25 protein-coding genes and 1 tRNA gene are annotated in these 26,423 nt (G+C 66.4%); 17 read left to right on the top strand and 9 right to left on the bottom strand.

What is annotated here, in order from left to right; all coding sequences use genetic code 11:
- The first annotated feature begins 4 nt into the window (after positions 1 to 4).
- From BLS52_RS01905 to BLS52_RS01890, 4 genes are all read left to right on the top strand, one after another.
- Positions 5 to 619 carry a TetR/AcrR family transcriptional regulator gene (locus BLS52_RS01905; protein WP_090584274.1) on the top strand — a complete coding sequence of 205 codons (615 nt, stop codon included), beginning with the start codon at positions 5 to 7 and terminating at the stop codon, positions 617 to 619.
- Between the two features lie 26 nt (positions 620 to 645).
- Positions 646 to 3,198, top strand: a complete 2,553-nt coding sequence (locus tag BLS52_RS01900; protein ID WP_090584273.1) for an MMPL family transporter — start codon at positions 646 to 648, stop codon at positions 3,196 to 3,198.
- A gap of 110 nt (positions 3,199 to 3,308) precedes the next feature.
- A complete protein-coding gene (locus tag BLS52_RS01895) occupies positions 3,309 to 4,817 on the top strand; it encodes an amino acid permease (protein WP_090584272.1) in 1,509 nt (502 codons plus the stop codon).
- A gap of 42 nt (positions 4,818 to 4,859) precedes the next feature.
- Positions 4,860 to 5,456, top strand: a complete 597-nt coding sequence (locus BLS52_RS01890; RefSeq protein ID WP_090584271.1) for a TetR/AcrR family transcriptional regulator — start codon at positions 4,860 to 4,862, stop codon at positions 5,454 to 5,456.
- A gap of 72 nt (positions 5,457 to 5,528) precedes the next feature.
- Here the strand turns inward: BLS52_RS01890 and BLS52_RS01885 are convergent, their stop codons facing one another.
- Both BLS52_RS01885 and BLS52_RS01880 read right to left on the bottom strand, forming a co-directional pair.
- Complete coding sequence (locus tag BLS52_RS01885; RefSeq protein ID WP_090584270.1) at positions 5,529 to 7,025, bottom strand: catalase; 1,497 nt, start codon at positions 7,023 to 7,025, stop codon at positions 5,529 to 5,531.
- A gap of 14 nt (positions 7,026 to 7,039) precedes the next feature.
- Positions 7,040 to 7,528, bottom strand: a complete 489-nt coding sequence (locus tag BLS52_RS01880; RefSeq protein ID WP_090584269.1) for a Fur family transcriptional regulator — start codon at positions 7,526 to 7,528, stop codon at positions 7,040 to 7,042.
- A gap of 93 nt (positions 7,529 to 7,621) precedes the next feature.
- Here BLS52_RS01880 and BLS52_RS01875 point away from each other — a divergent pair, with 93 nt between their 5' ends.
- Positions 7,622 to 8,377, top strand: a complete 756-nt coding sequence (locus BLS52_RS01875) for an alpha/beta fold hydrolase (protein WP_175460057.1) — start codon at positions 7,622 to 7,624, stop codon at positions 8,375 to 8,377.
- A complete protein-coding gene (locus BLS52_RS01870) occupies positions 8,364 to 9,053 on the top strand; it encodes an esterase/lipase family protein (protein ID WP_035779246.1) in 690 nt (229 codons plus the stop codon). Before BLS52_RS01875 ends, BLS52_RS01870 begins: the two co-directional genes overlap by 14 nt.
- A gap of 4 nt (positions 9,054 to 9,057) precedes the next feature.
- Here the strand turns inward: BLS52_RS01870 and BLS52_RS01865 are convergent, their stop codons facing one another.
- Entirely contained in the window at positions 9,058 to 9,798 is a 741-nt protein-coding gene (locus BLS52_RS01865) for an MBL fold metallo-hydrolase (protein ID WP_090584267.1), read from the bottom strand.
- 138 nt (positions 9,799 to 9,936) lie between these two features.
- Between BLS52_RS01865 and BLS52_RS01860 the strand changes: the two genes are divergently transcribed.
- A complete protein-coding gene (locus tag BLS52_RS01860; RefSeq protein WP_090584266.1) occupies positions 9,937 to 11,208 on the top strand; it encodes an MFS transporter in 1,272 nt (423 codons plus the stop codon).
- A gap of 19 nt (positions 11,209 to 11,227) precedes the next feature.
- On the opposite strand, the gene BLS52_RS01855 is transcribed toward BLS52_RS01860, so the two are convergent.
- Entirely contained in the window at positions 11,228 to 11,617 is a 390-nt protein-coding gene (locus tag BLS52_RS01855; RefSeq protein ID WP_175460056.1) for a sugar phosphate isomerase family, read from the bottom strand.
- Here BLS52_RS01855 and BLS52_RS01850 point away from each other — a divergent pair.
- From BLS52_RS01850 to htpX, 3 genes are all read left to right on the top strand, one after another.
- Positions 11,609 to 12,094, top strand: coding sequence for a GntR family transcriptional regulator (locus BLS52_RS01850; RefSeq protein ID WP_175460055.1), 486 nt, complete (start codon positions 11,609 to 11,611; stop codon positions 12,092 to 12,094). The two genes, BLS52_RS01855 and BLS52_RS01850, sit on opposite strands and share 9 nt — an antisense overlap.
- A gap of 49 nt (positions 12,095 to 12,143) precedes the next feature.
- Positions 12,144 to 12,791 carry a 4a-hydroxytetrahydrobiopterin dehydratase gene (locus BLS52_RS01845; protein ID WP_090584264.1) on the top strand — a complete coding sequence of 216 codons (648 nt, stop codon included), beginning with the start codon at positions 12,144 to 12,146 and terminating at the stop codon, positions 12,789 to 12,791.
- A 63-nt stretch (positions 12,792 to 12,854) separates the two neighbouring features.
- Positions 12,855 to 13,733, top strand: a complete 879-nt coding sequence (htpX, locus tag BLS52_RS01840; RefSeq protein WP_090584263.1) for a zinc metalloprotease HtpX — start codon at positions 12,855 to 12,857, stop codon at positions 13,731 to 13,733.
- A 179-nt stretch (positions 13,734 to 13,912) separates the two neighbouring features.
- Here the strand turns inward: htpX and BLS52_RS01835 are convergent, their stop codons facing one another.
- Positions 13,913 to 14,401: a YajQ family cyclic di-GMP-binding protein gene (locus tag BLS52_RS01835; protein ID WP_026545712.1), complete on the bottom strand. Its 489-nt coding sequence runs from the start codon at positions 14,399 to 14,401 to the stop codon at positions 13,913 to 13,915.
- A gap of 204 nt (positions 14,402 to 14,605) precedes the next feature.
- On the opposite strand from BLS52_RS01835, the gene BLS52_RS01830 reads away from it, so the two are divergent.
- Together BLS52_RS01830 and trxA are read left to right on the top strand one after the other, a co-directional pair.
- Positions 14,606 to 14,687: transfer RNA gene (locus BLS52_RS01830), tRNA-Tyr, on the top strand.
- A 169-nt stretch (positions 14,688 to 14,856) separates the two neighbouring features.
- Positions 14,857 to 15,252 carry a thioredoxin gene (gene trxA, locus BLS52_RS01825; protein ID WP_026545711.1) on the top strand — a complete coding sequence of 132 codons (396 nt, stop codon included), beginning with the start codon at positions 14,857 to 14,859 and terminating at the stop codon, positions 15,250 to 15,252.
- Positions 15,253 to 15,454: 202 nt separating this feature from the next.
- Here the strand turns inward: trxA and BLS52_RS01820 are convergent, their stop codons facing one another.
- On the bottom strand, positions 15,455 to 16,417 hold the full coding sequence (locus BLS52_RS01820; RefSeq protein WP_090584262.1) for a DNA-3-methyladenine glycosylase family protein: 963 nt from the start codon (positions 16,415 to 16,417) through the stop codon (positions 15,455 to 15,457).
- 75 nt (positions 16,418 to 16,492) lie between these two features.
- Here BLS52_RS01820 and BLS52_RS01815 point away from each other — a divergent pair, with 75 nt between their 5' ends.
- On the top strand, positions 16,493 to 17,869 hold the full coding sequence (locus BLS52_RS01815) for a cystathionine beta-synthase (RefSeq protein WP_026545710.1): 1,377 nt from the start codon (positions 16,493 to 16,495) through the stop codon (positions 17,867 to 17,869).
- A 21-nt stretch (positions 17,870 to 17,890) separates the two neighbouring features.
- On the top strand, positions 17,891 to 19,045 hold the full coding sequence (locus BLS52_RS01810; protein WP_090584261.1) for a cystathionine gamma-synthase: 1,155 nt from the start codon (positions 17,891 to 17,893) through the stop codon (positions 19,043 to 19,045).
- A 6-nt stretch (positions 19,046 to 19,051) separates the two neighbouring features.
- On the opposite strand, the gene BLS52_RS01805 is transcribed toward BLS52_RS01810, so the two are convergent.
- Together BLS52_RS01805 and BLS52_RS01800 are read right to left on the bottom strand one after the other, a co-directional pair.
- Positions 19,052 to 19,504 (bottom strand): hypothetical protein, encoded by a 453-nt coding sequence (locus BLS52_RS01805; protein ID WP_035779238.1) that lies wholly within the window; start codon positions 19,502 to 19,504, stop codon positions 19,052 to 19,054.
- 1 nt (position 19,505) lies between these two features.
- Entirely contained in the window at positions 19,506 to 20,681 is a 1,176-nt protein-coding gene (locus BLS52_RS01800) for an amidohydrolase (RefSeq protein WP_090584260.1), read from the bottom strand.
- Positions 20,682 to 20,746: 65 nt separating this feature from the next.
- Here BLS52_RS01800 and BLS52_RS01795 point away from each other — a divergent pair, with 65 nt between their 5' ends.
- Both BLS52_RS01795 and BLS52_RS01790 read left to right on the top strand, forming a co-directional pair.
- On the top strand, positions 20,747 to 21,499 hold the full coding sequence (locus BLS52_RS01795) for an SDR family oxidoreductase (RefSeq protein WP_090584259.1): 753 nt from the start codon (positions 20,747 to 20,749) through the stop codon (positions 21,497 to 21,499).
- A gap of 24 nt (positions 21,500 to 21,523) precedes the next feature.
- A complete protein-coding gene (locus BLS52_RS01790) occupies positions 21,524 to 22,168 on the top strand; it encodes an MOSC domain-containing protein (RefSeq protein ID WP_090584258.1) in 645 nt (214 codons plus the stop codon).
- Between the two features lie 65 nt (positions 22,169 to 22,233).
- On the opposite strand, the gene BLS52_RS01785 is transcribed toward BLS52_RS01790, so the two are convergent.
- The gene (locus BLS52_RS01785) at positions 22,234 to 24,009 is read right to left on the bottom strand and encodes a BCCT family transporter (RefSeq protein WP_084033817.1); all 1,776 of its coding nucleotides are present in this window, start codon (positions 24,007 to 24,009) and stop codon (positions 22,234 to 22,236) included.
- Between the two features lie 415 nt (positions 24,010 to 24,424).
- Here BLS52_RS01785 and BLS52_RS01780 point away from each other — a divergent pair, with 415 nt between their 5' ends.
- Positions 24,425 to 26,347, top strand: coding sequence for a DEAD/DEAH box helicase (locus BLS52_RS01780; RefSeq protein WP_051470787.1), 1,923 nt, complete (start codon positions 24,425 to 24,427; stop codon positions 26,345 to 26,347).
- Positions 26,348 to 26,423 lie beyond the last annotated feature (76 nt).

The raw sequence follows: 26,423 nt of genomic DNA, 5'->3' as shown, positions 1-26,423 counted from the left end.
CTATGTGACTGAACCCGAGCTCAGCCGCCGTGAGCAGAACAAGCTAGACACCCGACGGGCCATCGCGCAGGCGGCCCTCGACCTCGCACGCACCCGCGGCATGGGCGGCTTCACCGCGGAGCAGATCGCGGACCAGGCCGGCGTCTCCCGCCGGACCTTCTTCAACTACTTCCACAGTCCGGAAGAGGCGCTTATCGTCTCGACGGAGTCCTTCCTCGACCGGGCCGAGGCCGAGCTGCTGGCCCGCCCCGCGGAGGAGCCCATCCTCGACGCCATGATCGCCGCGCTCGCCGCCACCACCAAAGTGGAGAACCTGAAGGACTGCGGGGATCTCTTCCGCCTGTCCGCCGGCAACCCCGATCTGCTCGGCACCCACCTCCTGGCGTGGGAACGCGCCGAGGCCCGCATTATCAGTGCAGTGGAAGACCGCCTGCAGGGCCGCGCATCCAGCCTCTACATCCACGCCCTCGTCGGATCCCTGCTGTCCTGTGCCAAGGCCGCCATGCGCGAGTGGGTCTCCGCTGACACCCCGGATGCCGACGCCGCGCAGACCCTCGAACACCACATCGTCGCGACGCTGACCATGCTCCGCGACGGCTTTTCCAGTCCTTCTTCCTAACCCGACCCGCTAACCCAGGGAACACCATGGCCTTCCTCCTGTACCGACTCGGCACCTTCGCCTACCGCCGCCGCTGGTGGGTGGTTTCCGCCTGGCTGGCCGTCATGGTTGCCGTCGGAAGCTCCGCCGTCGCCTTCTCCGGCACGCTGAGCAACAACTTCACCATCCCCGGCACTGAATCCCAGCGCGTCCTCAACCAGCTCCGGGACACCATGCCCGAGGCGGTCGGCGGCATGGGAACCATCGTGTTCCAGAACCCCGACGGCGAATTCACTCCCGCGCAGCAGGAGGCAGTCGGTGCCGCCCTCACCGACGTTGGCGAGCTCGACGGCGTTGAAGCGGTCATCGATCCCTTCCAGACCGCGCAGCAGCTGGCTGACAGCCGTGCCGACATTGAGAACGGAAAGGTGGAGCTGGAAGCCGGAGCCCGGGAACTGATCGACGGCGCCGCCCAGCTCGATGCCGGGCAGGCCCAGCTCGACGCGCAGCGGGCCCAGTTCGAGGCAGGAAAGACCTTCCTTCCCGCCGAGCAGATCGACGCCACCGTTGCCCAGCTCGACGCCGCCCAGGCCGAGATCGATGCCCAGCGCAGGCAGCTCGACGAAGGCCAGACAGACCTCGACGCCGCCCGCGTCGAGCTGGAGCGCGGGGAGCGGCTCCTCGAGGCAACCTCCGGGATCCAGTTCGTGTCCGACGACGGCACTACCGCGGTTGCCAGCGTCCAGTTCACCACCGCTGTCGACGCCGTGACCCCGGAAACCCGCGAAGCGGTCCAGGAAGCGGCCAATCCGGCAGCCGAGGCAGCCCTGAACGTCGAATACAGCAAGGAAATTGTCCAGGACATCTCGGAGATCTTCGGCCCGGCGGAGGTGATCGGCCTCCTGGTTGCGGCCGTTGTCCTTCTCGTCATGCTCGGCACGCTGGTCGCCGCAGGGCTGCCGCTGCTCATGGCCATTGTCGGCGTCGGCGTCGGCGTGGGCATCACCTTCGCCCTCACCGGCATCATCCAGATGAGCTCCATATCACCGGTGCTCGCGCTGATGCTGGGCCTGGCCGTCGGGATCGACTACTCCCTCTTCATCGTCAACCGCCACCGCACGCAGCTGCTCCACGGCATGCCGATGCAGGAATCCATCGCCCGGGCCACCGGCACAGCGGGCAACGCCGTCCTCTTCGCCGGCATCACCGTCATCATTGCGCTGGCGGCGCTCGCCGTCCCGGGACTACCGTTCCTGACCATCCTCGGACTGTCCGCAGCCGGAACCGTCGCCGTCGCCGTGCTGGTCGCGCTGACACTGACGCCGGCGCTGCTCGGTGTCATGGGCCGCAGGGTCATCTCGAAGCGACGCTGGAAGACCGCACCGGCGGTCAGCGAAGCGGAGGCCAACGAACACGCCGTTGACGATTCCTACGCCGCCGGCCGCGGCTGGGGCGGCATGGTCACCCGCAGGCCGCTCCTCACGGTGCTGGCCGGCGTCGTCGCGCTTGGAGTGCTGGCGCTGCCGGCGCTGGAACTGCGCGTCGGGCTGCCCGACGGCGGCTCGGAACCGGCCGACTCCACCGCCTACGAGGCCTACACACTGGTGGGGGAGAAGTTCGGCGAGGGCACCAACGGCCCGCTCCTCGTGGTCGGGGAACTTCCGGCGATCGAGGACGAGGGCGAACGCACCGACCTCCGGCTCGACGTCGCCGAGCGGCTCGCGGAGATTGGCGACGTCGCCGCCGCTGTCCCCGCAGGCATCAGCGACGACGGACGCACCGCCATCTACCAGGTCATCCCGGAGGAGGGCCCGGCAAGCGAAAGTACCGAACAGCTCGTCCGCGACCTGCGCGCCGAGGCCGGCAGCATCGCGGACGCAACCGGGGTCACCGTGTCAGTCACCGGTCAGACCGCCGCCAACATTGACGTCTCCGCCAAGCTCATGGAGGCCATGCCCCTGTACCTGGGCATCGTCGTCGGGCTCTCCCTGGTCCTGCTGCTCCTGGTGTTCCGCTCCATCCTGGTGCCGCTCATTGCCACCGCGGGCTTCCTGCTCTCGCTGTTGGCCAGCTTCGGCGCCACCGTGGCGATCTACCAGTGGGGGTGGCTGGGCGATTTCTTCGGCGTCAGCAACCCCGGCCCCATCCTGAGCTTCCTCCCGATCATCCTGATCGGCGTGCTCTTCGGCCTCGCCATGGACTACCAGATGTTCCTGGTCTCCGGCATGCGCGAGTCCTTTGTCCACGGCCGGCCGGCCAGGGAAGCGGTCCGGGTCGGCTTCAGCCACGGAGCGCGGGTAGTGACGGCGGCGGCCATCATCATGGTCTCCGTGTTCGCCGGGTTCGTATTCTCCCACCTCACCATGGTCCGGCCGATCGGCTTCGGACTGGCCTTCGGCGTGCTCCTCGATGCGTTTGTTGTCCGCATGACGCTGATTCCCGCAGCCATGCACCTGCTGGGCCGCTGGGCCTGGTGGCTGCCGGCGTGGCTGGACCGCATCCTGCCGGATGTCGACGTCGAGGGCGCCCGCCTCGTGGAGAAAACGGACGACGACGGCGCACGCCGGGTGCCGGCGTCGGACGCGGCCGGCGTGCGCTGAGACAGAAATCACCCGGTGTTCCGTCTCGCATGGTGAGATTCAAGGCGAAGAAAAACGGGCCGAATAACTAGGATTACCCGGTCAGTTTTCCCCATCAAGGACACATAGCCGTGAATCTTTTCCGTACCAAGTCGATCGAACAGTCGATCGCGGACTCGGGTGAAAAGGGCCGCACACTCAAGCGGTCACTGACCACCTGGGATCTCATGATCATGGGCGTCGCCGTCGCCGTGGGTGCCGGTATCTTCTCCGTCGGCGCACAGGCGGCGGCGTTCAATGCCGGGCCCGCGGTCACCGTCTCCTTTGTGCTGGCCGCCATCACCTGCGCCCTGGCCATCATGTGCTACGCCGAGTTCGCCACGGCCATCCCCGTGGCAGGCAGCGCCTACGTCTTCACCTACGCCACGATGGGTGAGCTGCTCGCCTGGATCATCGGGTGGAACCTGATCCTCGAACTCCTCATGGCCGGTGCAGTGATCGCCAAGTTCTGGGGCGTGTACCTCAGCGACCTGTTCGCGGTGCTCAACCTGGACGTCCCGTCGCAGGTCAACGTCCTGGGGGTCACCCTGTACTGGGGGCCGCTGGTCATCGTGGCGATCTTCACGGCGATCCTCGTCCTGGGAACAAAGCTCTCCGCCCGGGTGAACAACATCTTCACGATCATCAAGATCGCCATTGTCCTGTTTGTCATCGTGGTCGGCTTCTTCTACGTCAACGGCGAGAACTACGCCCCGTTTGTTCCCGCCGCAGAACCTGCGGCCGAGGCTGCGGGCAGCTGGACCACCCAGCCGTTCCTGTCCTTCCTGAGCGGCGCCACCCCGGCGATGTACGGCTTCACCGGCATCATCTCCGGCGCCGCGCTGGTGTTCTTCGCCTTCATCGGATTCGACGTCGTGGCAACCTCCGCCGAGGAAGTGAAGGACCCGCAGAAGACCCTCCCGCGCGGAATCTTCGGGGGGCTCGCGCTCGTGACCGTCCTCTACATCCTGGTGACGCTCGCGGTCACCGGCATGGTCTCCTACCAGGAGCTGGCGGCGACCGAATCGCCGTCGCTGGCTACCGCCTTCCAGCTGGTCGGCGCGGACTGGGCCGCCGGAATCATTTCCGTCGGCAGCCTGATCGGGCTGACCACGGTCATCATGGTGCTGCTGATGGGCCTGGCCCGGGTGATCTTCGCCATGAGCCGCGACGGCCTGATGCCGCGCGGACTCAGCCGCACCTCTGCCAAGCGCAGCACTCCGGCACGCACGCAGATCCTGTGCGGCGTCGTCGTCGCACTCCTGGCCGGCTTCACCGAGGTGGAGCTGCTTGCGGAGATGATCAACATCGGCACGCTCTCCGCCTTTGTCACCGTCAGCCTGGGCATCCTGGTGCTCCGGAAGAAGCGGCCGGACCTCAAGCCGTCCTTCCGGGTGCCCTTCGGAAAAGTCATCCCCATCCTGTCCGCGCTGCTCTGCACGTACCTCATGCTGAACCTGGCCACCGTGACCTGGGTGTTCTTCGCGATCTGGCTGGTGATCGGCTTCGCGATCTACTTCGCGTACGGGCAGCGGCACTCGCGGCTGGCCGGATCCGGCGCGGGCGAGCCCGACCGGGAGGAAGTCCGGACGGGAAGCTAGGACCGTGCGCGGGGGCGCGCCGTACGGCTGTACTATTCAGCCATGGCGCGTCCCCCGAAACCGGAACGGAAGATCGAGCTTCTGGATCAGATTGTCGAGTATCTGCTCGACAAGACGTTCGCGAGCCTGAGCTTCCGGACTCTCGCTGACGGACTGGGCATCAGCAGTTACGTGCTGGTGTACCACTTCGGCAACCGTGAGGAACTGATCAACGAGATTGTGCGGCACATCGAAGCCCGACATGACGCGATGAAGCCGGAAAACCCTGAAGACCTCACGCCGGAAGGCTTCCGCGAGTGGCTCCGGGAGGGTTGGGACTGGCTGTTGATCGACCGGAACCGCAATCTGCAGCGGCTGGAATTCGAGGCGGCCGTCCAGGATCCGGTGAGTCCCGCGCCGCGCGGCAGCGCCACGAGGAAGTTCGCGTTCTGGCATGCCTTCATCACGGACTGGCTGGTCGCGCAGGGCGTTCCCCGGGAACGTGCGGATCCGGCGGCCCGCGTGTTCACGTCCAGCCTCTACGGGCTCCAGTATGACTACGTGCTGAACAATGACCGTGCGGCCGTCGAGCAGGCGGTGGACCTGTCCCTGGATCTGTTCCTGCAGTCCCTCGAAACGTCGCTGCAGCGCGGTCGCTGAGGCCGGTATACCGCGCCGCAGACGCAGTAAGGGTGGGTCCGTGACGGACCCACCCTTACTGCGTGACAGAGCCTAGAACTTGTTGGCGGCCTCAGCGTCGGAGTTCTGTGCCGCGCCGGACGCGGTGCCCAGGTTCGCGCGGAGCTTCGCACCGAGCTCGGCGTCCACGTTGGTCCAGTACTGGATGGCGCGTTCGCGGATGTCGGCGATGGTCACGCCGCCGACAGCACCAGTGATGGTCTCCAGGAACCGTGCCTTCTCCGCGTCGTTGTACACCTCGCGGTACAGCGTGCCGGCCTGGCCGAAGTCATTATCCTCGGCATGGAGGGTGTGCGCTGCACGTACCAGGTCGCCGTCGTTCTCCCAGCCGCCCTCCGGGCCGGTCAGCGACGGATCGGCGGCGGGGCCGCCCACGGAGTTCGGCGCGTAGACCGGGGTCTGCGGCGAGTTGAAGAAGAACCGCGAAGCGCCGTCCTTCGAGTAGTTCCGCACCTCGTTCTTTGGTGCGTTGACCGGCAGCTGCGCGTGGTTGGTGCCCACACGGTAGCGGTGCGCGTCGGCGTAGGAGAAGATGCGTGCCTGGAGCATGCGGTCCGGGGACGCCGCGATGCCCGGGACAAAGTTCGACGGCGCAAAGGTGGCCTGCTCGATCTGCGCGAAGTAGTTCTCGGGGTTGCGGTTCAGGGTGAGCTTGCCGACCGGGATCAGCGGGTAGTCGCCGTGCGGCCACACCTTGGTGAGGTCGAACGGGTTGAACCGGTAGTTCTTGGCGTCCTCATACGGCATGACCTGGACCTTGAGGTCCCAGCTGGGGAAGTTGCCCTGCTCGATGTTCTCGTAGAGGTCACGGATGTGGTGGTCGGCGTCCGATCCGGCCAGTGCCTCGGCCTCGTCGCCGGTGAGGGTTTCGTGGCCCTGGTTGGACTTGAAGTGGTACTTGACCCAGAACTTCTCGCCGGCTTCGTTGATCCACTGGTAGGTGTGTGAGCCGTAGCCGTTCATGGTGCGCCAGGAGGCGGGCAGACCGCGGTCGCCCATCAGCCAGGTCACCTGGTGTGCGGACTCGGGGGAGAGGGTCCAGAAGTCCCACTGCATGTCGGCGTCGCGCAGGTTGGAGCCGGGCAGGCGCTTCTGGGAGTGGATGAAGTCGGGGAACTTGATGCCGTCGCGGATGAAGAAGACGGGAGTGTTGTTGCCCACGAGGTCGTAGTTGCCCTCGGAGGTGTAGAACTTCAGGGCGAAGCCGCGGGGGTCGCGCCAGGTGTCGGGGGAGCCCTGCTCACCGGCCACGGAGGAGAAGCGCAGCAGCGTCTCGCTGGTCGTACCGGGCTGGAACAGTGCAGCCTTGGTGTACTTGCTGACGTCCCCGGTGGTCTCGAACACGCCGAATGCGCCGCCGCCCTTGGCGTGCACAACGCGCTCCGGAACCCGCTCGCGGTTGAACTGGGCGAGCTTCTCGATCAGGTAGTGGTCAGTCAGCGGGATGGCGCCGTCGCGGCCCAGTGCCGAGGAATTGCTGTCGTCAACGACCGGTGCGCCAGACTGGGTGGTGCTGAAATTCGCAGTCATGGATTCTCCTTCTTTCAGTGTTTTTCTGTGTGTTCGGGAAAGGCTGGAACATCTTCAGGGGACGCCTCGCGGCAGTCGGTGCACAGGCCCTGGTACACCACATCGGCGATCTGGATGGTCATCCGGCTGGACCCCGGTGACCAGGAGGGTGTGAGGCAGGGTGCGTGCCCGACGGCGCAGTCCACGTCTTCGATCCGGCCGCACCCGGTGCAGACGGCGTGGTGGTGGTTGTCATTGACCCGGGTCTCGTACCGTGCCGGAGAGTTGGGAGGCTCGATCCTGCGCAGCAGTCCGCTCACGGTCAGGTCGGACAGGACCACGTAGACCGACTGGACTGTAATGTCGGCGAGCTCGGCGCGGGCCGCGCTGACGACGTCGTCGGCGGTTGAATGCGGGGAACGCTCGACGGCGGCGAGCACAGCCAGGCGCTGCTTCGTCACCCTGCGTCCCACTGAACGCAGGGACGCAGCCCAGGTCTCCGTGGGGGTGGTCTGCAGGGTCATAAAACCAGTGAAACATCTAATGTGAGTAATTCATAATAAGGCATGCCTAACGGGTTAGGGTGGAGAAAGACGTCAGCTATGAGGGGTTGTGGAATGGGCCGTACGCCCTGGGAAGAAGTGCGCCGTGAGCGCATAGCAGACTGTGTTCTGACCGTGCGCAGAACCGGACAGGGGCGCCCGCCGGTTGTGCTTGTCCACGGGATCGGTGTCTCTGCCCGGTACTTCCAGCGTCTGGCTGCGGAGCTCTCCCGGAGCAACACGGTCTACGCCATTGAATTGCCCGGATTCGGACCGACTCCTGATCCGCACCGGGCGCTGTCGGTGCCGGAGCTGGGGGCACTCGTGGTCGCGGCCCTGCGATCCCTGGAATTGGGCGGCGTTGTGCTGGTGGGGCACTCGATGGGCTGCCAGGTGGCCACCGAGGCCGCGGCCAGTGCGCCCGACCTGGTGGACAGGCTCGTGCTGCTCGGTCCCACCGTGAACGATCAGGAGAGGTCCATCGGCAAACAGGCGCTCCGGCTGGCGCAGGACACCCTGCGCGAATCACCCGCCGTGAACTGGATCGTGTTCACGGACTACCTGCGTTCGATGGTGCCGTATCTGCGGATCCTGCCCGCCATGGTGGGCCACCGGCTCGAGGAGGCGCTCCCACGGGTTTCCTGCCCCGTGGTGCTGATCCGCGGCGAGCGTGACCCGATTGTGCCGGCGGACTGGTTGCAGCGGCTCGCCGCCGGCAACCCGGGCGCCAGGATCATCGAGGTGCCGGGGGCGCCGCACGTCCTGATGCACAGCCGCCCGGCGGAAACCGCCCGCGCCCTGCTCACCGGGAATCCGCATGCGGCTGCTTAGGCGCGGCTGGGCGTGGGCGCTCGACTATGCGTACGTGGGCTTCTGGCAGGCGCGCGGATTTGTGTTCCGCGGCGACGTCCGCCGCCAGCTGACCGGGGACAAGGCGCCGGTGATCCTCCTCCCGGGGATCTACGAACCGTGGCAGTTCATGCACCCGGTAGCGTCCCACCTCCATGCACAGGGGCACCCCGTGCACGCGGTCACGGCGCTCGGCTACAACCGCGGAACGGTTCCGGCGATGGCGGAGCTGGTAGCCCGGTATCTCCAGGACCAGGACCTGCACAACGTGATTCTGGTGGCGCACAGCAAGGGTGGGCTCATCGGCAAGTACGTCATGACCCTTCCCGACTCCGCGCCGCGCATCCGCCAGCTCATCGCCGTGAATTCGCCGTTCTCGGGTTCGGTCTACGCCATGTTTGCGCTGCTGCCGAGCCTCAGGGCCTTCTCGCCGCGGAACCGTACGCTCAACGCGTTACGCGCCAACCTGGCGGTGAACTCGCGCATCACCTCGGTCTACGGGACGTTCGATCCGCATATCCCGGGTGGCAGTGAACTGGTCGGAGCCACGAACGTGCAGCTGGATGTGATGGGACACTTCCGGGTTCTCGGCCATGACAGCGTGCTCAGGGCGATCGACACGGCGATTGCTGAGCACGTCCCTGATCCGGCAGCGTAGGCCGCTACGAGGGGCCGATGCGTTTGGCGATTGCGACGGCGTCTGCCGGGCTTGAGAGCCACGGCTCACCGTGGCCGGTGAGGACCTTGTCCGCCGGCAGAGCGGCAATGCGGTCCAGGGAGGAAAGGGCCTGCGCTGAGTCGGCCGTGGCTGCGCCGGAGACGATCTGCGGTCCTTTCATCCCGGTGTAGGGGTTGAGGGTCACCAGTGCGTCTCCGACAATGAGCACGCCGCGGTCCGGGAAATGCAGGGCGATGTGCCCGTCGGTGTGGCCGGGGACGTGCAGTATCTCGGGGGTTCCCGGCAGATTCCGCGCGGTCCCCGGCACCAGCGGCAGGGTGTCGGTGACGCCGCGGACAAACAGCGCTCCGGCCATCTTCATCCGACCGATGATGGGCAGGCTTGCGGGGTGGCGGAGGGGGACCAGCACCCGGTTCAGCTCGTGTTTGTAGCTGTAGGGATGGGCGGCGATCCAGGCGTCGTCGGGATGGACCAGAATCGGCACCCGGTAGGTGTTCCGCAGCCAGGCGGCCGTGCCCACATGGTCGAAGTGCCCGTGCGTGAGGACCAGCGCCACCACGGAGTCCTCGTATCCCAGGGCGCGCAGCCCTGCGCGGATGTGCGGCCGGCTGCCGGGCAGACCGGCGTCGATGATCATCACGCGGCCGTCCTGCTCCACGAAATACACATTCACGTGGGCATGCTCGAGCCAGTGGATTCCCTCGGCGACCTCGCTGGTATGCACGGTGATTCCCTCCCGTAGGCGCTCCGGTTGTGAGAGCAACACTAGCCACCGGAACGGTAAAAGTCAGCAGGCTGAGTAACCGGTGGAACGGATGCGGGTCGTTGCCGGAGGTAACCGCACCGCCGGTAGACTTGCCCGGTGCCCAGACTCCTTGCAGACATCACTCCGCTGAAGGAAAGTCCGGCATTCCGGAGGATGTATTTCGGTACCGCGCTGTCCGCGATCGGCACCAACCTCACCCTGGTGGCCGTCAGCCTTCAGGTGTATGACATCACCGGGTCCAGCCTGAGCGTCGGCCTGATCGGCCTGTTTGCGCTGGTGCCGCTCATCTTCGCCGGGCTGTACGGCGGGGCCGTCGCCGATGCCCACGACCGCCGCAAGGTGGCACTTCTCTCCGGCGCAGGGCTGTGGGGCTCCACCATCGGCATCGCGCTGCAGGCGTGGGCCGGCGCGGACAACGTCTGGCTGCTGTACCTCCTCATCGCCGTCCACAGCGGGTTCGCGGGCATCAACCAGCCCACCCGGACGGCCATCATCCCGCGGCTGGTGCGCCCGGAACTGCTGCCCGCCGCCAACGCGCTGTCCATGATCACGTTTGGCCTCGCGTTCACCGTGGGCCCCATGCTTGCGGGCGTGCTCATTGCGCAGGTGGGTTACGGCTGGACGTACACAATCGACGTCGTCACCTTCACGGCCGCACTGTGGGCGCTCTTCCGGCTTCCCGCCATGCCCCCGGAGGGCCCGGTGCGCCGGGCGGGACTCGGCACGGTCATCGAGGGGTTCCGCTACCTCGGCACGCGGCCAAACATCCGGATGACCTTCCTGATTGACCTCGCCGCCATGGTGATGGCCCAGCCGCGGGTGCTCCTGCCCGCAGTGGGGGCCGTGTTCATCGGCGGCGGTGAGCTGACCGTCGGTATCCTCCTCGCGGCCAGTGCATTCGGCGCGGTTCTCGCCGGGTTGTTCTCCGGCCCGCTGGGCCAGGTGCACCGCCAGGGCCGGGCCGTCCAGTGGGCGGTGGTGGGCTGGGGTGCCTCCATCAGCGGCTTCGGGCTGGTGGTCATCCTCTCCGCGCGTACCGGGGACGGTGCCATGACGCCGTGGATCATCCCCGCTGCAGCCTGCCTGCTCCTGGCCGGAGTGTCCGATTCCATCAGCGGGGTCTTCCGGAGCACCATCCTGCAATCGGCCACCCCAGACGCCATGCGGGGGCGGCTGCAGGGCGTGTTCATCGTCGTCGTCGCCGGAGGTCCGAGGCTCGGCGAACTGGTGGGCGGCGGGTTCGCCGAGTGGATTGGGGAGGGCTGGACCGCGCTCTGGGGAGGCATTGTGTGCATGCTGCTGGTGCTCCTGCTTGCCCGCCTCCAGCCGCGCTTCGGCCAGTACGATTCCCGTACCCCGGAGCCCTGATCCCGGTATTTTGACCCGGCTACCTGCCGAGCAGCCGGTCGTTCAGGCCCTGTGCCCGGCGGTAGTAGTCAGCCAGCTGCAGTTCCGCCGCTGCCTCCGGATCAAGAACGACGACGGCGTGCTGATGCAGCTGCAGCACGGAGGCAGGGCAGAACGCGCTCACCGGTCCCTCCACCATCGCGCGGACGGCGGCTGCCTTGTTGGCGCCCAGCGCGACGAGCACGGCCTGCCCCGCGTCGCGGATGGTTCCGAGCCCCTGGGTCAGACACAGCTGCGGAACCTCGCCGCCGGGAAAGAACCGCGCGTTGTCGGACCGGGTGATCCCGGCCAGGGTCTTGACCCTGGTCCGGGAGTTAAGCGACGACGTCGGCTCTTCGTTTCCCACGGCATGGTGCGCTCGGTGCTCCACCTGGCGTCCTTCAACGAGGATATGCGCGCGGCCGGATTTGTGCCGAGCACCCGGGTCATCGCGGCCGAGCTGGGGGAACCGCCGGAGTCTGCCGTGCGCCACCTGCAGTTGCCTGCGGAGGAGCAGGCCTACCGGCTGCAGCGGCTGCGTCTGGCCAATGGTGCGCCCGTCAGCGTTGACGAGTCCTGGCTGCCGCCCGCAGTGCTGCCCGGGATCCTTGACGAGGACCTGACGGGTTCGCTGTACCGGGTCCTGTCGGCGTCCGGGCATCCGGTCCGCAAGGTGGAGCAGACGGTGCAGGCTTCAGCGGCGTCCGTTGAAACGGCCCGGCTGCTCGACGTCGCCCCCGGCGCCCCGGTACTGCTGTTCCACCGCCGGTCATTCACCGGGCCGGAGGAAGCGAGCCGCCCGATCGAATACTCAATTTCGGCCTACCGGGCAGACCGCTACCAGATCTCGATGACCCTCGCCCAATAGGACCCCCGCGAACCGTTGCGCCGGCCCCGGACCGAGACATACTGGGACCATGGACAAGCTCACCAGCACACAGATTCTCGAAGCAGGGCTCGACGACTGGCGCCAGCTGGCCCAGGGCATCCACGCCCGCTTCCGCACCGGCAGCTTCACCAAGGGGCTGCGGTTCCTGACGGCCGTCACGGAAGCCGCGGAAGCGGCCAACCACCACCCGGACGTCACCCTCACCTACCCGCACGTGGACCTGTTGCTCATCAGCCACGACGTCGGAGCGCTGACTTCCCGGGACGTGGACCTCGCCCGGACCATCAGTTCAATCGCCGCCGAGCACGGCTTGAAGCCGCAGCCCGGGGCGCTCGCCGAGGTGGACCTTGCGCTCGACACCGCGGCACCGGCCGCCGCAGGCCCGTTTTGGGCCGCGCTGCTCACCGGGGACGCCAGCAATGTCCGCGGGGAGGACGTCGTCGATCCTTCCGGCCGCGTGCCGCTCCTCTGGTTCCAGGAGACCGACAGCCATGAAACCCCGCGGCAGAGGTTCCACCTCGATGTGTGGGTGCCGCATGACGTGGCGGGGGAGCGCATTGCCGCTGCCGTGGCTGCCGGGGGCGTCGTCGTCGACGATTCGCAGGCGCCGTCCTTCACCGTCCTGGCCGACGGCGAGGGCAACCGGGCGTGTGTGTGCACGGCCTTGGAGCGCTAGTTTCCCGGAACAGTCCAGGCCGCAGCGCCGTTGTACCGGTAGGTAAGTCAACAAGGAGAACAGGTGCACAACCACTTCAACGGGGCCAAGACGGCCTTGCTTTTCGGGTCCCTCATGGGGATCTTCCTCATCTTCGGCGCGGTCATCGCCTCGGCCACGCGCAGCTCGGCGTTCCTGTGGATTTTCGCGCTGATCGGCGTCGGCTCCATCGCCTACAGCTACTGGAACAGCGACAAGCTCGCCATCCGAAGCATGAAGGCGGTTCCGGTGACGGAACAGCAGGCTCCGGCGATGTACCGGATCGTGCGGGAGCTGAGCACCAAGGCCGGCAAGCCGATGCCCCGCCTGTACGTCTCGCCCACGATGGCGCCGAACGCCTTCGCCACCGGCCGCAACCCCGAGAACGCCGCCGTGTGCTGTACGCAGGGCATTCTGCAGATCCTGAACGAGCGGGAGCTGCGGGGCGTGTTGGGGCACGAGCTGATGCACGTCTACAACCGTGACATCCTGACCGGTTCGGTGGCGGCCGCCGTCGCCGGCGTCATCACGTCGGTGGCGCAGATGTTCGCCTTCACCGGCATGATGGGCGGGAACCGGAACTCGGGCGGGAACCCGATCGCGGCGCTGCTCCTGGCGTTCCTCGCCCCGCTGGCCGCCGGACTCATCCAGATGGCAATCGGCCGGACCCGCGAATACGACGCTGACGAGGACGGCGCCCGCCTCACCGGCGACCCGCTGGCGCTCGCCTCCGCCCTGCGGAAGCTCGAGCGAGGTACCCAGCAGGCGCCGTTGCCGCAGAGCCAGCAGCTGGTGAACACCTCACACCTGATGATTGCGAACCCGTTCCGCGGCGGCGGGGTGCAGAAGCTGTTCGCGTCGCACCCGCCGATGGAACAGCGGATCGCCCGCCTTGAGGGTATGGCGGGCGGCCGGCCCAGCTGATTCCGGCCTCTCCAGGCGGACGGTCCCACTGACGTCGGCAGTTCAGTGGGAAAGAGCTGCTCATTCCCACTGAGACGAGCAGTTCGTTGGGATATTCGTTCGTCTGACATCGAGAACGACGACGGCGGCGCCCCCTCTGAAGGGGAGCGCCGCCGTCGCTGTCTGGTTGGCTTGAACGCCTAACGCATGTTCACGAACTGGAGGTCAGCCTCGTCGAAGTTCTTTAGCAGCGCCATGGTGGCCTGCAGGTCGTCCCGGGACTTCGAGCTGACGCGCAGCTCGTCACCCTGGATCTGGGACTTGACGCCCTTGGGCGCTTCGTCGCGGATGAGCTTGTTGATCTTCTTGGCGACATCCTGGGCGATGCCCTCCTTGATGGAGGTCTCCAGGCGGAACTCCTTGCCGGAGGCGTAGGGCTCTCCGGTGTCCAGGGACTTCAGCGAGATGCCGCGCTTGATCATCTTCGACTGCAGCACGTCCAGGACCGCGAGGACGCGCTCCTCGGAGTTCGCCTTCATGAGGATCTTTTCGCCGCTGAAGTCGACCTCGGCGCCGACTCCCTTGAAGTCGTACCGCTGGGCGATCTCCTTCTGGGCCTGGTTCAGCGCGTTGGCGACTTCCTGCTTGTCGACCTTGCTCACAACATCGAATGTGGATTCGCTGGCCACCGTTGCCTCCTTCTGGTTGGTAGTTTTCCTGCTCCTACCCTAATTCACGGGCTCTCCGACAGGGCAGCTTCATCTGCAGGTGAAACGGGTCCCGAAGGCCGGATTCCAGACCGCCCGGGCACGATTCGATTATGTGCGGGATGTTCTGTAAAGTTATTTTGCCTGCGGACGGCGATCCGCGGGTGGTCTCTTCACGAGACGTTCGGCAGATTACCCGAGCGGCCAAAGGGGGCTGACTGTAAATCAGCTGGCACAGCCTACGGGGGTTCGAATCCCTCATCTGCCACTCGCCACGAAGGCCCGTACTACCCGGAAAACCAGGGGAGTGCGGGCCTTTCGCTTTTGCCTGCCCGGCCGCGCATCACTGCGGCGGGGGTGCGCCGGGTTGTACCAAGCGGCCTCGCGCAGAGCGAACACGGCGCGACATCCGGGCGGAAACTCGTTAGCGTGAAGATATGGCAACTATTGACATCACCGAGGCAACCTTCCCCGAGACCATCGAATCGAACGACATTGTGTTCGTCGATTTCTGGGCCGAATGGTGTGGCCCGTGCAAGCAGTTTGCTCCCGTGTATGACGCCGTTTCCCAGCAGCACGAGGACGTCACCTTCGCAAAGGTGGACACCGAAGCCGAGCAGTCGCTCGCCGCGGCAGCAGGCATCACCTCGATCCCCACGCTGATGGCGTTCCGCGAGAAGGTTCTCGTCTTCTCCCAGCCGGGCGCGCTGAATAACAACCAGTTCACCGAACTGGTGGACGCCGTCAAGGCCCTGGACATGAAGGAAGTCCATGCACAGGTCGCCGAGCAGCAGGCCAAGGCCTCCGCTGAAGGCGCACAGCCGCAGGCATAACAAGGCTTCGCAAAGGCCCCGGCTCCCGTCACTATCGGGAGCCGGGGCCTTTGTGCGCCGAAAGCGGGCCGCAGGATGGGCCGGATTTCCCATGTTCTGAAGCGCCTAGTCAGGCAGCCAGGCGATTCCATGGGAGGAGGGCTGTACAAACTGTGCTACAAAACGCATGAAGTCGGGGAAACCGGTACGGGGGACCGGGGTACTACCGCCGCCGGTGATCCTCCGGAGAGAGCCGTGGACCGTACGCCTGCTTCCGGAACCCGCTCGCGTAGAGCATCCGCACCACGCGCTGGCGCTGCCCTGCCCAGGGCGTGAGCAACTCCAGCATCCCGGCGTCATCGGTGCGCTTACCAGTAAGGGCCGCTCCCACAAAGGCTGCCAGGTGAAAATCCCCCACCGAAATCGAATCCGGGCAGCCGTGCGTCCGCTGCAGCACCTCCGCTGCAGTCCACGCGCCGATGCCGGGGATCGAACACAGCCCCGCGTGGACACCGGCCGCATTCATACCGTCCAGCCGCTCCAGCCCGGAGGCGGCGCCGGCAGCCCGCAGGGCAGCCGCGGACCGCTTTGAATCCACTCCGGCCCGGTGCCATTCCCAGGAGGGAACCCGCCGCCACTGCGCAGCCGTCGGCGGCAGCCGCAGTTCGACCGGAGCGTCCGGCGCGGCCGGCGCGGGATCCCCGAAGCGTGCCACCAGGTAACGCCACGCTCGCTTCGCCTCCAGTCCCGTCACCTTCTGCTCCAGAATCACGCGCACGACGGCGTCGAGCATCCTTCCCGTTGCCGGCAGCCTGAGGCCCGGCTGCAGATAGCGACCCTTGCGGGCAAGCTCGGGCAGCCCGGAGGCAAAGGCAGGCGCGTCGAAGCCCGACCAGTCATCCAGCAGCCCCACCAGGCGGGGCACGGACACCAGGGCGGCCGCAGCTCCCGGCCCCCAGGCCGTGGCCTGTACGGAGCACTGCCGCAGACCGCCCCGCTGCGTCAGCCGAAGTGTCACTGCACCGTCCTCATTACGGAAGGCCATCCACACTGCGCCGTCCCGGAAAACCACGGTCGGGTCCCTCGGGCCGCACTGGAGCGGGCTCACGGACGCCTGGAGTGAATAGGCGCCCTCCGGCTCCAGAACGGCCGACAGCGCGGCCGGTGCGGTGGCGGTGAGGGTCATGCCGTTAATGCTCGCACGGACCGGTGACAGTCCCGGCGTCGGGAAGTGTCAGTGCGTACCGGTAACTTGTTAACCATGAAGTTTGCCAACTCCGTCGTGGATCTCATCGGTAACACCCCGCTCATCAAGCTCAACAAGGTGACGGAGGGGATCGCTGCTACGGTCCTGGTCAAGGTGGAGTACGTGAACCCGGGCGGTTCGGTCAAGGACCGCATTGCGGTCAAGATCATCGACGCGGCGGAGAAAGAGGGCAAGCTCAAGCCCGGCGGCACCATCATCGAACCCACGTCGGGGAACACCGGCGTCGGCCTGGCGCTCGTTGCCCAGCAGCGCGGCTACAAGTGCATCTTCGTGGTTCCGGACAAGGTGGGTGTGGACAAGCGCAACGTCCTTGCCGCGTACGGCGCTGAGGTGGTGGTAACCCCTACCGCCGTGGCTCCGGACAGCCCGCAGTCCTACTACGGCGTCTCAGACCGCCTGACGCGGGAAATTACGGGCGCCTTCAAGCCGGACCAGTTCTCCAACCCCAACGGACCGGCCAGCCACTATGAGAGCACCGGCCCGGAAATCTGGCGGGACACGGATGGCCGGATCACCCACTTCGTTGCCGGCGTCGGCACCGGCGGCACCATCAGCGGCACGGGCCGCTACCTGAAGGACATCTCGAAGGACCGGGAGACCGGCCGGGTCCGGATCATCGGAGCGGACCCCGAGGGCTCGGTCTACTCCGGCGGCACCGGACGCCCGTACTTCGTTGAGGGCGTCGGCGAGGACATGTGGCCGGACGCCTATGATCCGTCGGTTCCTGACGAGATCATCCCGGTGAATGACGCCGAGAGCTTCGCCATGACCCGCAGGCTGGCCCGGGAGGAAGGCCTCCTGGTGGGCGGTTCCTCGGGCATGGCCGTCGTGGCCGCGCTGCGGGCGGCGAAGAATCTCACAGAGGATGACGTCGTCGTCGTGCTTCTCCCGGACAGCGGCCGGGGCTATCTCGGCAAGATCTTCAACGATGACTGGATGAAGTCCTACGGGTTCATGGACAGCGGTGACGAGGCAACGGTCGGCGAGGTGCTCCGCTCCAAGAACGGGGCGCTGCCGGACCTGGTGCACACCCATCCCAATGAGACTGTCCGGGATGTCATCATGATCATGAATGAGTTCGGCGTCTCCAACATCCCCGTCCTGTCCCAGGAGCCTCCGGTAGTGATGGGGGAGGTCCTCGGATCCGTCGACGAACGCCTGCTTACCGAGAAGATCTTCCACGGCACGGCCAAGCTCACCGACAAGATCTCCGAGCATATGGGCGCAACGATGCCGATCATCGGTTCGCTGGAATCCGTGACCACCGCACGCGAGCGGCTGCAGGACAGCGATACCCTCATGGTGACGTTCGTCGGGGCACCCGTGGGAATACTTACGCGCCATGACCTGCTGACGTACCTGAGCAGCTAAACCTAACAAGGAGAGCAACCAGTGACTTCAGGAAACGGCTTCAACACCCGCGCGGTCCACGCCGGCCAGGCACCGGACCCCACCACGGGAGCGGTCATCCCGCCGCTGTACCAGACCACAACCTTCGCCCAGGACGGCATCGGCCAACTGCGCAACGGCTACGAGTACGGGCGTGGCACCAACCCCACCCGCGATTCCCTGCAGGCGCAGCTCGCAGCCCTCGAAGGTGCAGAGCACGCGTTCAGCTTTTCCTCCGGCCTGGCCGCTGAGGACGCGCTGATCCGTGCGGCGCTGCGGCCGGGCGACCACATCGTGCTGGGCAACGATGCCTACGGCGGAACCTACCGGCTGATCAACAGGGTGCTCGGTGACTGGGGCATCACCAACTCCGCCGTCGACATGTCCGACCTCGACGCCGTGGAGAAGGCTGTTGCCTCCGGAAACACCCGGATGGTCTGGGTGGAAACGCCGTCCAACCCGATGATGAAGATCACCGACATTGCAGCGATCGCCGGGGTCGCGAAGCAGGCCGGCGCGGTTCTGGTCGTGGACAACACGTTCGCCACGCCGTACCTGCAGCAGCCGCTCTCCTTTGGTGCCGACGTGGTGGTGCACTCGACCACCAAATACATTGGCGGTCACTCGGATGCCAGCGGCGGCGCCGTTGTCCTCAACGACGCAGAGCTCGCCGAAAAGATCGGCTTCATCCAGTTCGCGGTCGGCGCCGTGTCCGCGCCGATGGAGGCGTGGCTGACCACCCGCGGGCTGAAGACCCTGGGCGTGCGCATGGACCGGCACAGCTCCAATGCGCTGGCCATTGCCCAGTGGCTCACCACCCGTGAAGAAGTGGAGCAGGTCTACTACCCGGGCCTGGCGGACCACCCGGGCCACGAGCTCGCCGCCCGCCAGATGCGCGGCTTCGGCGGCATGATCTCCGTCTCCTTCAAGGGCGGGGAGCAGGCCGCCCGGACGGTCGCGGAGTCCACCGAGCTGTTTACGCTCGCGGAGTCCCTCGGCGGCATCGAGTCGCTGATGAACTACCCGTCGGAGATGACGCACGCCTCGGTGAAGGGAACCGAACTCGCCGTCCCGGAAAACCTGGTGCGGCTTTCGGTGGGTATCGAGGACGTCGAGGATCTCATCGAGGACCTCGACAAGGCGTTCGCACGGCTCTAAGGAGCGTCAGCGCTTCCGGAACGGACTGACCGTCCGGCTGGCCAGCCGAACCCACTTGTTCTGCGGTCTGGGACTGATCTGCTGAAACCAGGCCGTGGAGGTGGGGACCCACATCAGCAGCACGCCGAGCAGCATCACGGCGGACACCACAGACAGCCCCGGTGTCCGCCGGACCAGGATCGGGATGCCCACCACAAAACCTATCGTGGTCAAAAGTTCCCGCGCGCCGCGCTTCCCCCGGCGCAGCCCAAGCACCAGGACCAGCTGGATGACAGCGAGCGCACCGAGCAGCACGCCGAGGCCGATCAGCCCCGCCCGGTCAATCTCCTGTGCGCCCGCGGAGATCAGGAAGGATCCTCCGGCGATCAGGAAGAGGACGCTGACCAGTACCTCCACGGCGATCGCCGCGCGGATGGTTAGCGGTTTCGGAGGAAGCGCGGGACGGGGCTGACGTGCCATCTCAGCCCCGGGGGGCCACGACGCCGGTGCGTGCGTCGTCGTCGTACCGGTAGACCTCTTTACCGCCGATCCACACCTTCAGGGCCCGCTGCATCACATCCAGCGGATCACCGCTCCAGAGGACGACGTCGGCGTCCTTCCCGGGTTCCAGGGAACCGATGCGGTTCGCCAGTCCCAGCACCTTCGCAGGATTGATGGTGATGGAGCGCAGCGCAACCACGGGGTCCAGCCCTTCCTTCACCGCGAGGGTGGCCTGGTGGACCAGGAAGTGGATCGGAATGACCGGGTGGTCGGTGATGATGGAGATTTCGACGCCGGCCGCCGCCAGCTTGCCCGGATTGGCAATCGAGCGTCCGCGCAGTTCCACCTTCGACTTCGTGGTGAACAGTGGGCCGATCAGCACGGGTACGCCGCGCTCCGCCAGCACATCGGCCAGCAGGTGCGCCTCCGTGCCGTGGTCAAGCACAAGCTCATACCCGAACTCGTCCGCGATGCGCAGGGCGGTGGCGATGTCATCGGCGCGGTGGGCGTGCTGGCGCCAGGGGATCTCGCGGCGCAGCACCATCGCCAGGGCCTCGAGCTTCGGGTCGCGGGCGTTCTCGTCCGCCTTGCCCAGATAGTTCTGGGCGTCCATGAAGGCCTTGCGGATCACCATGGCGGTGCCGAGCCGCGTGGAGGGTGTCTGTTTCTTCTCGCCGTACACGCGTTTGGGGTTCTCGCCGAGGGCGGACTTCAACCCGCTGGGGGAGCGCAGCACCATCTCCTCGATGTAGCGGCCGTGGGTGTGGATGGCCACGGCCAGTCCGCCGATCGGGTTGCCGGACCCGGGGTTGACGTTGACCGAGGTGACGCCACCGGCGAGGGCGTCGTCGAACCCGGGGTCAAACGGATTGACCGCGTCCAGTGCCCGAACGCCCGCCGTGACAGGGTCGGTCATCTCGTTGGTGTCGTCCCCGGCCCAGCCCTCGCCTTCCTCATGGGTGCCCAGGTGCACATGCGCGTCCACGAAGCCCGGAAGAAGCCACTTTCCGGCGGCATCGACGACGTCGGCCCCCTCCGGAGCAGTCACGTCCGCTCCCAGCGCGGAAATGGTCCCGTTCTCGATGACGACGGTTCCGTCGAAGGGTTCGCCTTCGATCGGTACGACGTGGGCGTTGATGATTGCTGTCACAGTCATGGATATAGACCTTTCGCCGGTGGTGGGGGTCACAGTCAAACTTACCGTCTGCCTACACTGATTCGATGATGCAACGATCTGCCCTGATTACCGGTGCGGGACGCTCCGCGGGAGTCGGCGCCGGAATTGCCCGGGCACTTGCGGCGGAAGGCTGGGACCTCGCGCTTTCCTACTGGCACCCCTATGACCAGCGGGTCAATTCCACCGAGGACCCGTACGCCGAGCTGCGGGACCTCGCGGCGGAACTCGAGGCGATCGGATCCCGGGTGATGCTCCTTCCCGCGGACCTTGAACAGCCCGGGACGCCCGATGTCCTCATCCGGAACGCCGCGGAACTCGGGCCCCTCTCCGGGCTGGTGCTCTCGCACGCGGAGAGCGTTGACTCGTCTATCCTCGACACGACCGTCGAGAGCTTCGACCGGCACTTCGCCGTGAACGTCCGCGCTGCCTGGCAGCTCATCCGCGCCTTTGCGCAGCAGTGCCCCGACGACGGCGGCGCTATCGTCGCGCTGACCAGCGACCACACCGTGCACAACCTTCCCTACGGTGCTTCCAAAGGTGCCCTTGACCGGATTGTCATCGCGGCTGCGCGCGAGCTGGGGGAGCGGAAGATCAGTTCCAACGTGCTGAATCCGGGCCCGGTGGACACCGGCTGGATGACCGACGGGGTGCGGGAGGCGCTTACGGCCCAACAGCCGACCGGAAGGCTGGGGACGCCAGCCGACGTCGCCGCCGTCGTGGCGTTCCTCCTGTCATCCCCCGGGCGGTGGATCAGCGGACAATTGATCAAGGCCGACGGCGGGTTCTCAGCGTCCTGACTTCGTCCGGCATACGATTCCTGTATGACCGCCGGAATTCTCCTCGCCGTGTGCCGAGTCCACGCCCTTCTGCCGACCCGGGACTCCACCGGTGTGACGGCAATCGACAAGCGCCCGGCGGAGGGACCGGTGAAGGTCCACCCGCTCGGGCTCACCGGTGACATCCAGGCAAGCCGCAAACACCACGGCGGCCCGTCCAAGGCTCTGTACGCCTACTCCCAGGAGGACGCCGATTTCTGGTCGGCTGAACTGGGCCGGGACATGGCGCCGGGCAGGTTCGGCGAGAACCTCCGGGTTGCCGGGATCGAGGCCACACAGGCCGTGATCGGCGAGCAGTGGCGCATTGGCGAGGTGCTCCTCGAAGTCACCGAACCGCGCACGCCCTGCATGAACTTCGCACGCTATCTCGGCGAGCCCGACTGGGTGAAGCGCTTCACTGCGGAAGGCAGGGTCGGCACGTACCTGAGCGTGCGCAGGGGAGGGCAGATCAAGGCGGGGGACGCCGTCGTCGTCGTGCACCGGCCGGAGCACGGGGTGACCATCGGCCAGCTTTTCGCGGGCCTGACGGTGGAGCAGGCGGGGCGGCTGCAGGATGCGTACGACGGCGGTGCGCAGCTCACTCCGGACGTCCGCCGGGCCCTCGCAAGGGCCCGGCAGGTGCCCGCCTGACCCAGGCAGGCACCTTTGCATGTGCTCAGCGGCGACTGAACTTCAGCGCCGGCTGAACCGCGTCCTCAGCGGACGGAGCCGGGCTTCGACCGGCGGCGGGGGAGCCAGGGCCGGGGACGCGTGTCGATTTCGCTCGGCAGGGCCGTCTCGATGCGGTCGTCCACCTGGTCACCGAAATGCTCGCTGAAGTTCTCCGACAGCTGCACGGTGACGCTTTCACCGATCTCACGCTCGAGTTCCTCACGGCGCTGCCGCCGCTCGGCACGCACCAGCAGCTGATGCTCGGCGTTCAGGGCTTTGTAGAGCGAAATGCACATCCCGATGATGACCACGCTGATCGGCAGTGCCGTGAGGATGGACCCGGTCTGCAGGGCGGCCAGACCGCCGGCCAGCAGCAGGGCGATAGCGAGGGCGCCTTCCAGCGCGGCCCAGAGTACGCGGCTCCACTTCGGAGGATCGGTCAGGCCGCCCGAGGCGAGCATGTCCACCACCAGCGAACCGGAGTCGGAGGAGGTGATGAAGAAGATGGCCACCAGTGCCACGGCGATGACGGAGAGCACTCCGCCCAGGGGCAGCCCTTCCAGAAGGTTGAACAGCACCTCTTCGGACACGATGCCCTCTTCAGGATCGAACAATCCGCCGTTGCCGTCCGCAAACGCGCGGTCGATCGCCGTCCCGCCCATCACCGCGAACCAGATGAAGCTCACCATCGACGGGACGAGCAGAACGCCCAGGACAAACTCGCGGACGGTGCGGCCGCGGGAGATGCGCGCGATGAACAGACCCACGAACGGCGCCCAGGACATCCACCAGCCCCAGTAGAAGACGGTCCAGAAGCCCTGCCATTCCCGGCCCGCCTCGCCGGCGAACGCGCTTGAGTCGAAGGACAGGCCGATGACGTTCTGAAGGTAGCCGCCAACGGACTGCACGAACTCACGGAACAGGAAGAGGGTGGGACCGAGCAGCAGCACGGAGACCAGGAAGACGGCGGCCATTCCGAGGTTGATGTTCGACAGCCACTTGATGCCCTTGCCGATCCCGCTGACGACGGACAGGATCGCAATGAAGGTAATCACGATGATGAGGCCCACCAGCAGCGCGTCGGTGGATTCACCGAAAGCCCCGAGGTGCACCAGGCCCGCAGCGATCTGCTGTACGCCGAGGCCCAGTGAGGTGGCTACGCCGAAAACAGTTCCCACAATCGCGATGATGTCGATCACATCACCGGCGCGGCCCTTCACCCGGTCACCGAGCAACGGTTCCAGGGCCCACCGGATGGACACCGGCCGCCCCTTGCGGTGGATCGCGTAGGCGAGCGAGAGCCCCACGACGGCGTAGATCGCCCAGGCGTGGAAACCCCAGTGCAGGTAGGTCTGGGTCATTGCGGCGTTGGCGAGTTCGCGGGCATCGCCCTCGACGCCGGGCTTGGGGTTGACGAAGAATGTCAGCGGCTCAGCGGCCCCCCAGAAAACCAGGCCGATCCCCATGCCGGCGGCAAACAGCATGGCAAACCAGGAAAGCAGTTTGAACTCCGGTTCGCCGTCATCCTTGCCCAGCTTGATATCTCCGAAGCGGCTGACGCCCATCCAGACGGCGAAGACCACAAAGCCCGCCACAGCCAGCAGATAGTACGGACCGAATACAGAGACGACGCCGGTCTGGGCGGCGGACAGCACTTCGCCGGTTGGTTCCGGGAGAATGATGGCGGTCAGGGCGGCAGCCAGGATGATGATGAGCGCGGGCCAGAAGATGCGCGGCGCAGGGATGAAACCGTGGGTCGCCGTTCCCCCTGGGGCGCCCTTCGAACTCTTGGAGGTCTTGTTTTCAGGAGGTGCACTCATGAGTGTTCCTTCGGTTGGGGGTTGCGGACGGTTTGGTCCATGCTGTCAGCGGTCAGGGGCGTAAATCAAGAAATGCCGGGGGCGTCCTGGGGCTGTGCGCAGGCTCACGTGCTGATTGGCGCCCCGCGGCACAGGCTGCGGAGCCCGGTAGGGTACACTGGAAACATCCCCCACACCGGTTTTCCCTTGATTCCTGCCCTGTAGAGGCATGGATTGGTTGTGTTGGGGCCCGCTGCGAATAGGCAAGCGGGCAGATTCATTCAGGGAGTGCCGGTCTCAGAGCATTGCTCTTCACCGCTGTGATAGCGGCCGGAGAAGGAATGCACGGTCCAGCCGCGGGATTGAAACAGCACTGGATCCCTGTTCATACGGCTCATCTCAGCCGTCCGGCTCCCTAGCGAAGGTCAACTTCCCCATGCCTGAAAACCTGCCCGCAGACACCCTCGAATCCGAGACCCCCGACATCACGTTCGCCGACTTCAACCTCGACGGGCGCGTGCTTGCCGCACTGTCCGACGTCGGCTACGAAAAGCCCTCTCCCATCCAGGCAGCCACCATTCCGGCCCTGCTGGAAGGGCGCGACGTCGTCGGGCTGGCCCAGACCGGTACCGGCAAGACCGCCGCGTTCGCCATTCCTGCTCTCTCAAAGATGGCCGAGCTCGCCGATCTGAACGGTCCCGCGAAGTTCACCCAGGTCCTGGTCCTCGCACCGACCCGTGAACTCGCGCTCCAGGTCGCGGAGGCGTTTGCCTCCTACGCCAAGCATATCGACAACTTCACCGTGCTGCCGGTCTACGGCGGATCCGCCTACGGCCCGCAGCTGGCAGGCCTGCGCCGCGGCGCGCAGGTCGTGGTCGGTACCCCGGGACGCGTGATCGACCACCTGTCAAAGGGATCGCTCGACCTGTCCAACCTGCAGTACCTCGTGCTCGATGAGGCAGACGAGATGCTGCGCATGGGCTTCGCCGACGACGTGGAGCAGATTCTCGCAGGAACCCCGGAGGACAAGCAGGTTGCGCTGTTCTCGGCGACCATGCCGAGCGCCATCCGCCGGATCGCGCAGAAGTACCTGAACAACCCGCAGGAAATCACGGTCAAGTCCAAGACCACCACCGGCGCCAACACCCGGCAGCGGTTCCTGCAGGTAATGGGCCCGCACAAGCTCGACGCGATGACCCGCATCCTTGAGGTCGAGGACTTCGACGGAATCATCGCCTTCGTGCGCACCAAGATGGCCACTGAAGACCTGGCGGACAAGTTGCGTTCCCGGGGCTTCCAGGCTGCCGCCATCAACGGTGACATCCCGCAGCAGCAGCGTGAGCGCACCATCGAGGCGCTGCGCGACGGCAAGATCGACATCCTTGTGGCCACGGACGTCGCAGCCCGCGGCCTCGATGTCGAGCGGATCTCCCTCGTGGTCAACTACGACATCCCGCATGACACCGAGTCCTACGTGCACCGCATCGGCCGCACCGGCCGTGCCGGCCGCTCGGGTGACGCGATCCTCTTCATCACGCCGCGTGAGAAGTACCTGCTGCGTTCCATTGAGAAGGCAACGCGCCAGCCGGTCGAGCAGATGCACCTGCCCTCCACCGAGACGGTCAACGAACTGCGCCTGAACAAGTTCGCTGAGCGCATCACGGAAACCCTCGCCACCGAGGATGTCTCGATCTTCCGCGACCTGATCTCCAACTACGAGAACGAGCACAACGTTCCGGCCGCCGAGATTGCCGCTGCACTTGCCGTGATGGCGCAGGGCGGCAACCCGATCCTGGTCAAGGACCTCCCGCAGGCTCCGGTCGGCCAGAAGGAGCGCGCAGGCGGACGGAAGGACGCGTTCGGGTCCCGCGGGCCCACGCGCACCCTCACCGAGGGAAATGCCACCTACCGCATCGCCGTCGGCCGTCGCCAGCGCGTGATGCCCGGCTCCATTGTCGGTGCCATTGCCAACGAGGGCGGACTGTCGTCGTCGCAGATCGGCGGGATTGACATCCGCGCGGACCACACCCTGGTTGAGCTCCCCGCAGAGCTCTCCAAGGACCAGTGGCGCGCGCTGTCCAAGACCCGCATCGGCGGCGAACTGATCCACCTCGAACTTGACAAGGGCCGCAAGCCCAACCGCGAGCGCCCTGCCGGAGACTTCAAGAAACCGCACCGCAAGGGCGGCGAAGGCTTCCGCAGCGACCGCGGGCACGACGGCGGCTACCGCGCGGAGCGTTCGCACGATGACTCCCGTGGGGGAGACTTCCGTCACGACCGCTCGGCTGCCTCGGATGACCGCAAGCCGCGCCACAAGAAGGGTGCCGGCGCCGGTACCGGGCGCCGCGAGAAGTGGTGATTGCAGGCGCTCTCTAGTGCCATGAAACGACGCCGGCGTTCCGCAGTTGCGGGAGGCCGGCGTCGTCGTTTCCGGG

This window comes from Arthrobacter subterraneus (assembly GCF_900099735.1).
GTDB classification, from domain to species: domain Bacteria; phylum Actinomycetota; class Actinomycetes; order Actinomycetales; family Micrococcaceae; genus Arthrobacter_D; species Arthrobacter_D subterraneus.
Note: the sequence above shows the minus strand (reverse complement) of the source record. Positions and strands in the feature narration are given on the sequence as shown.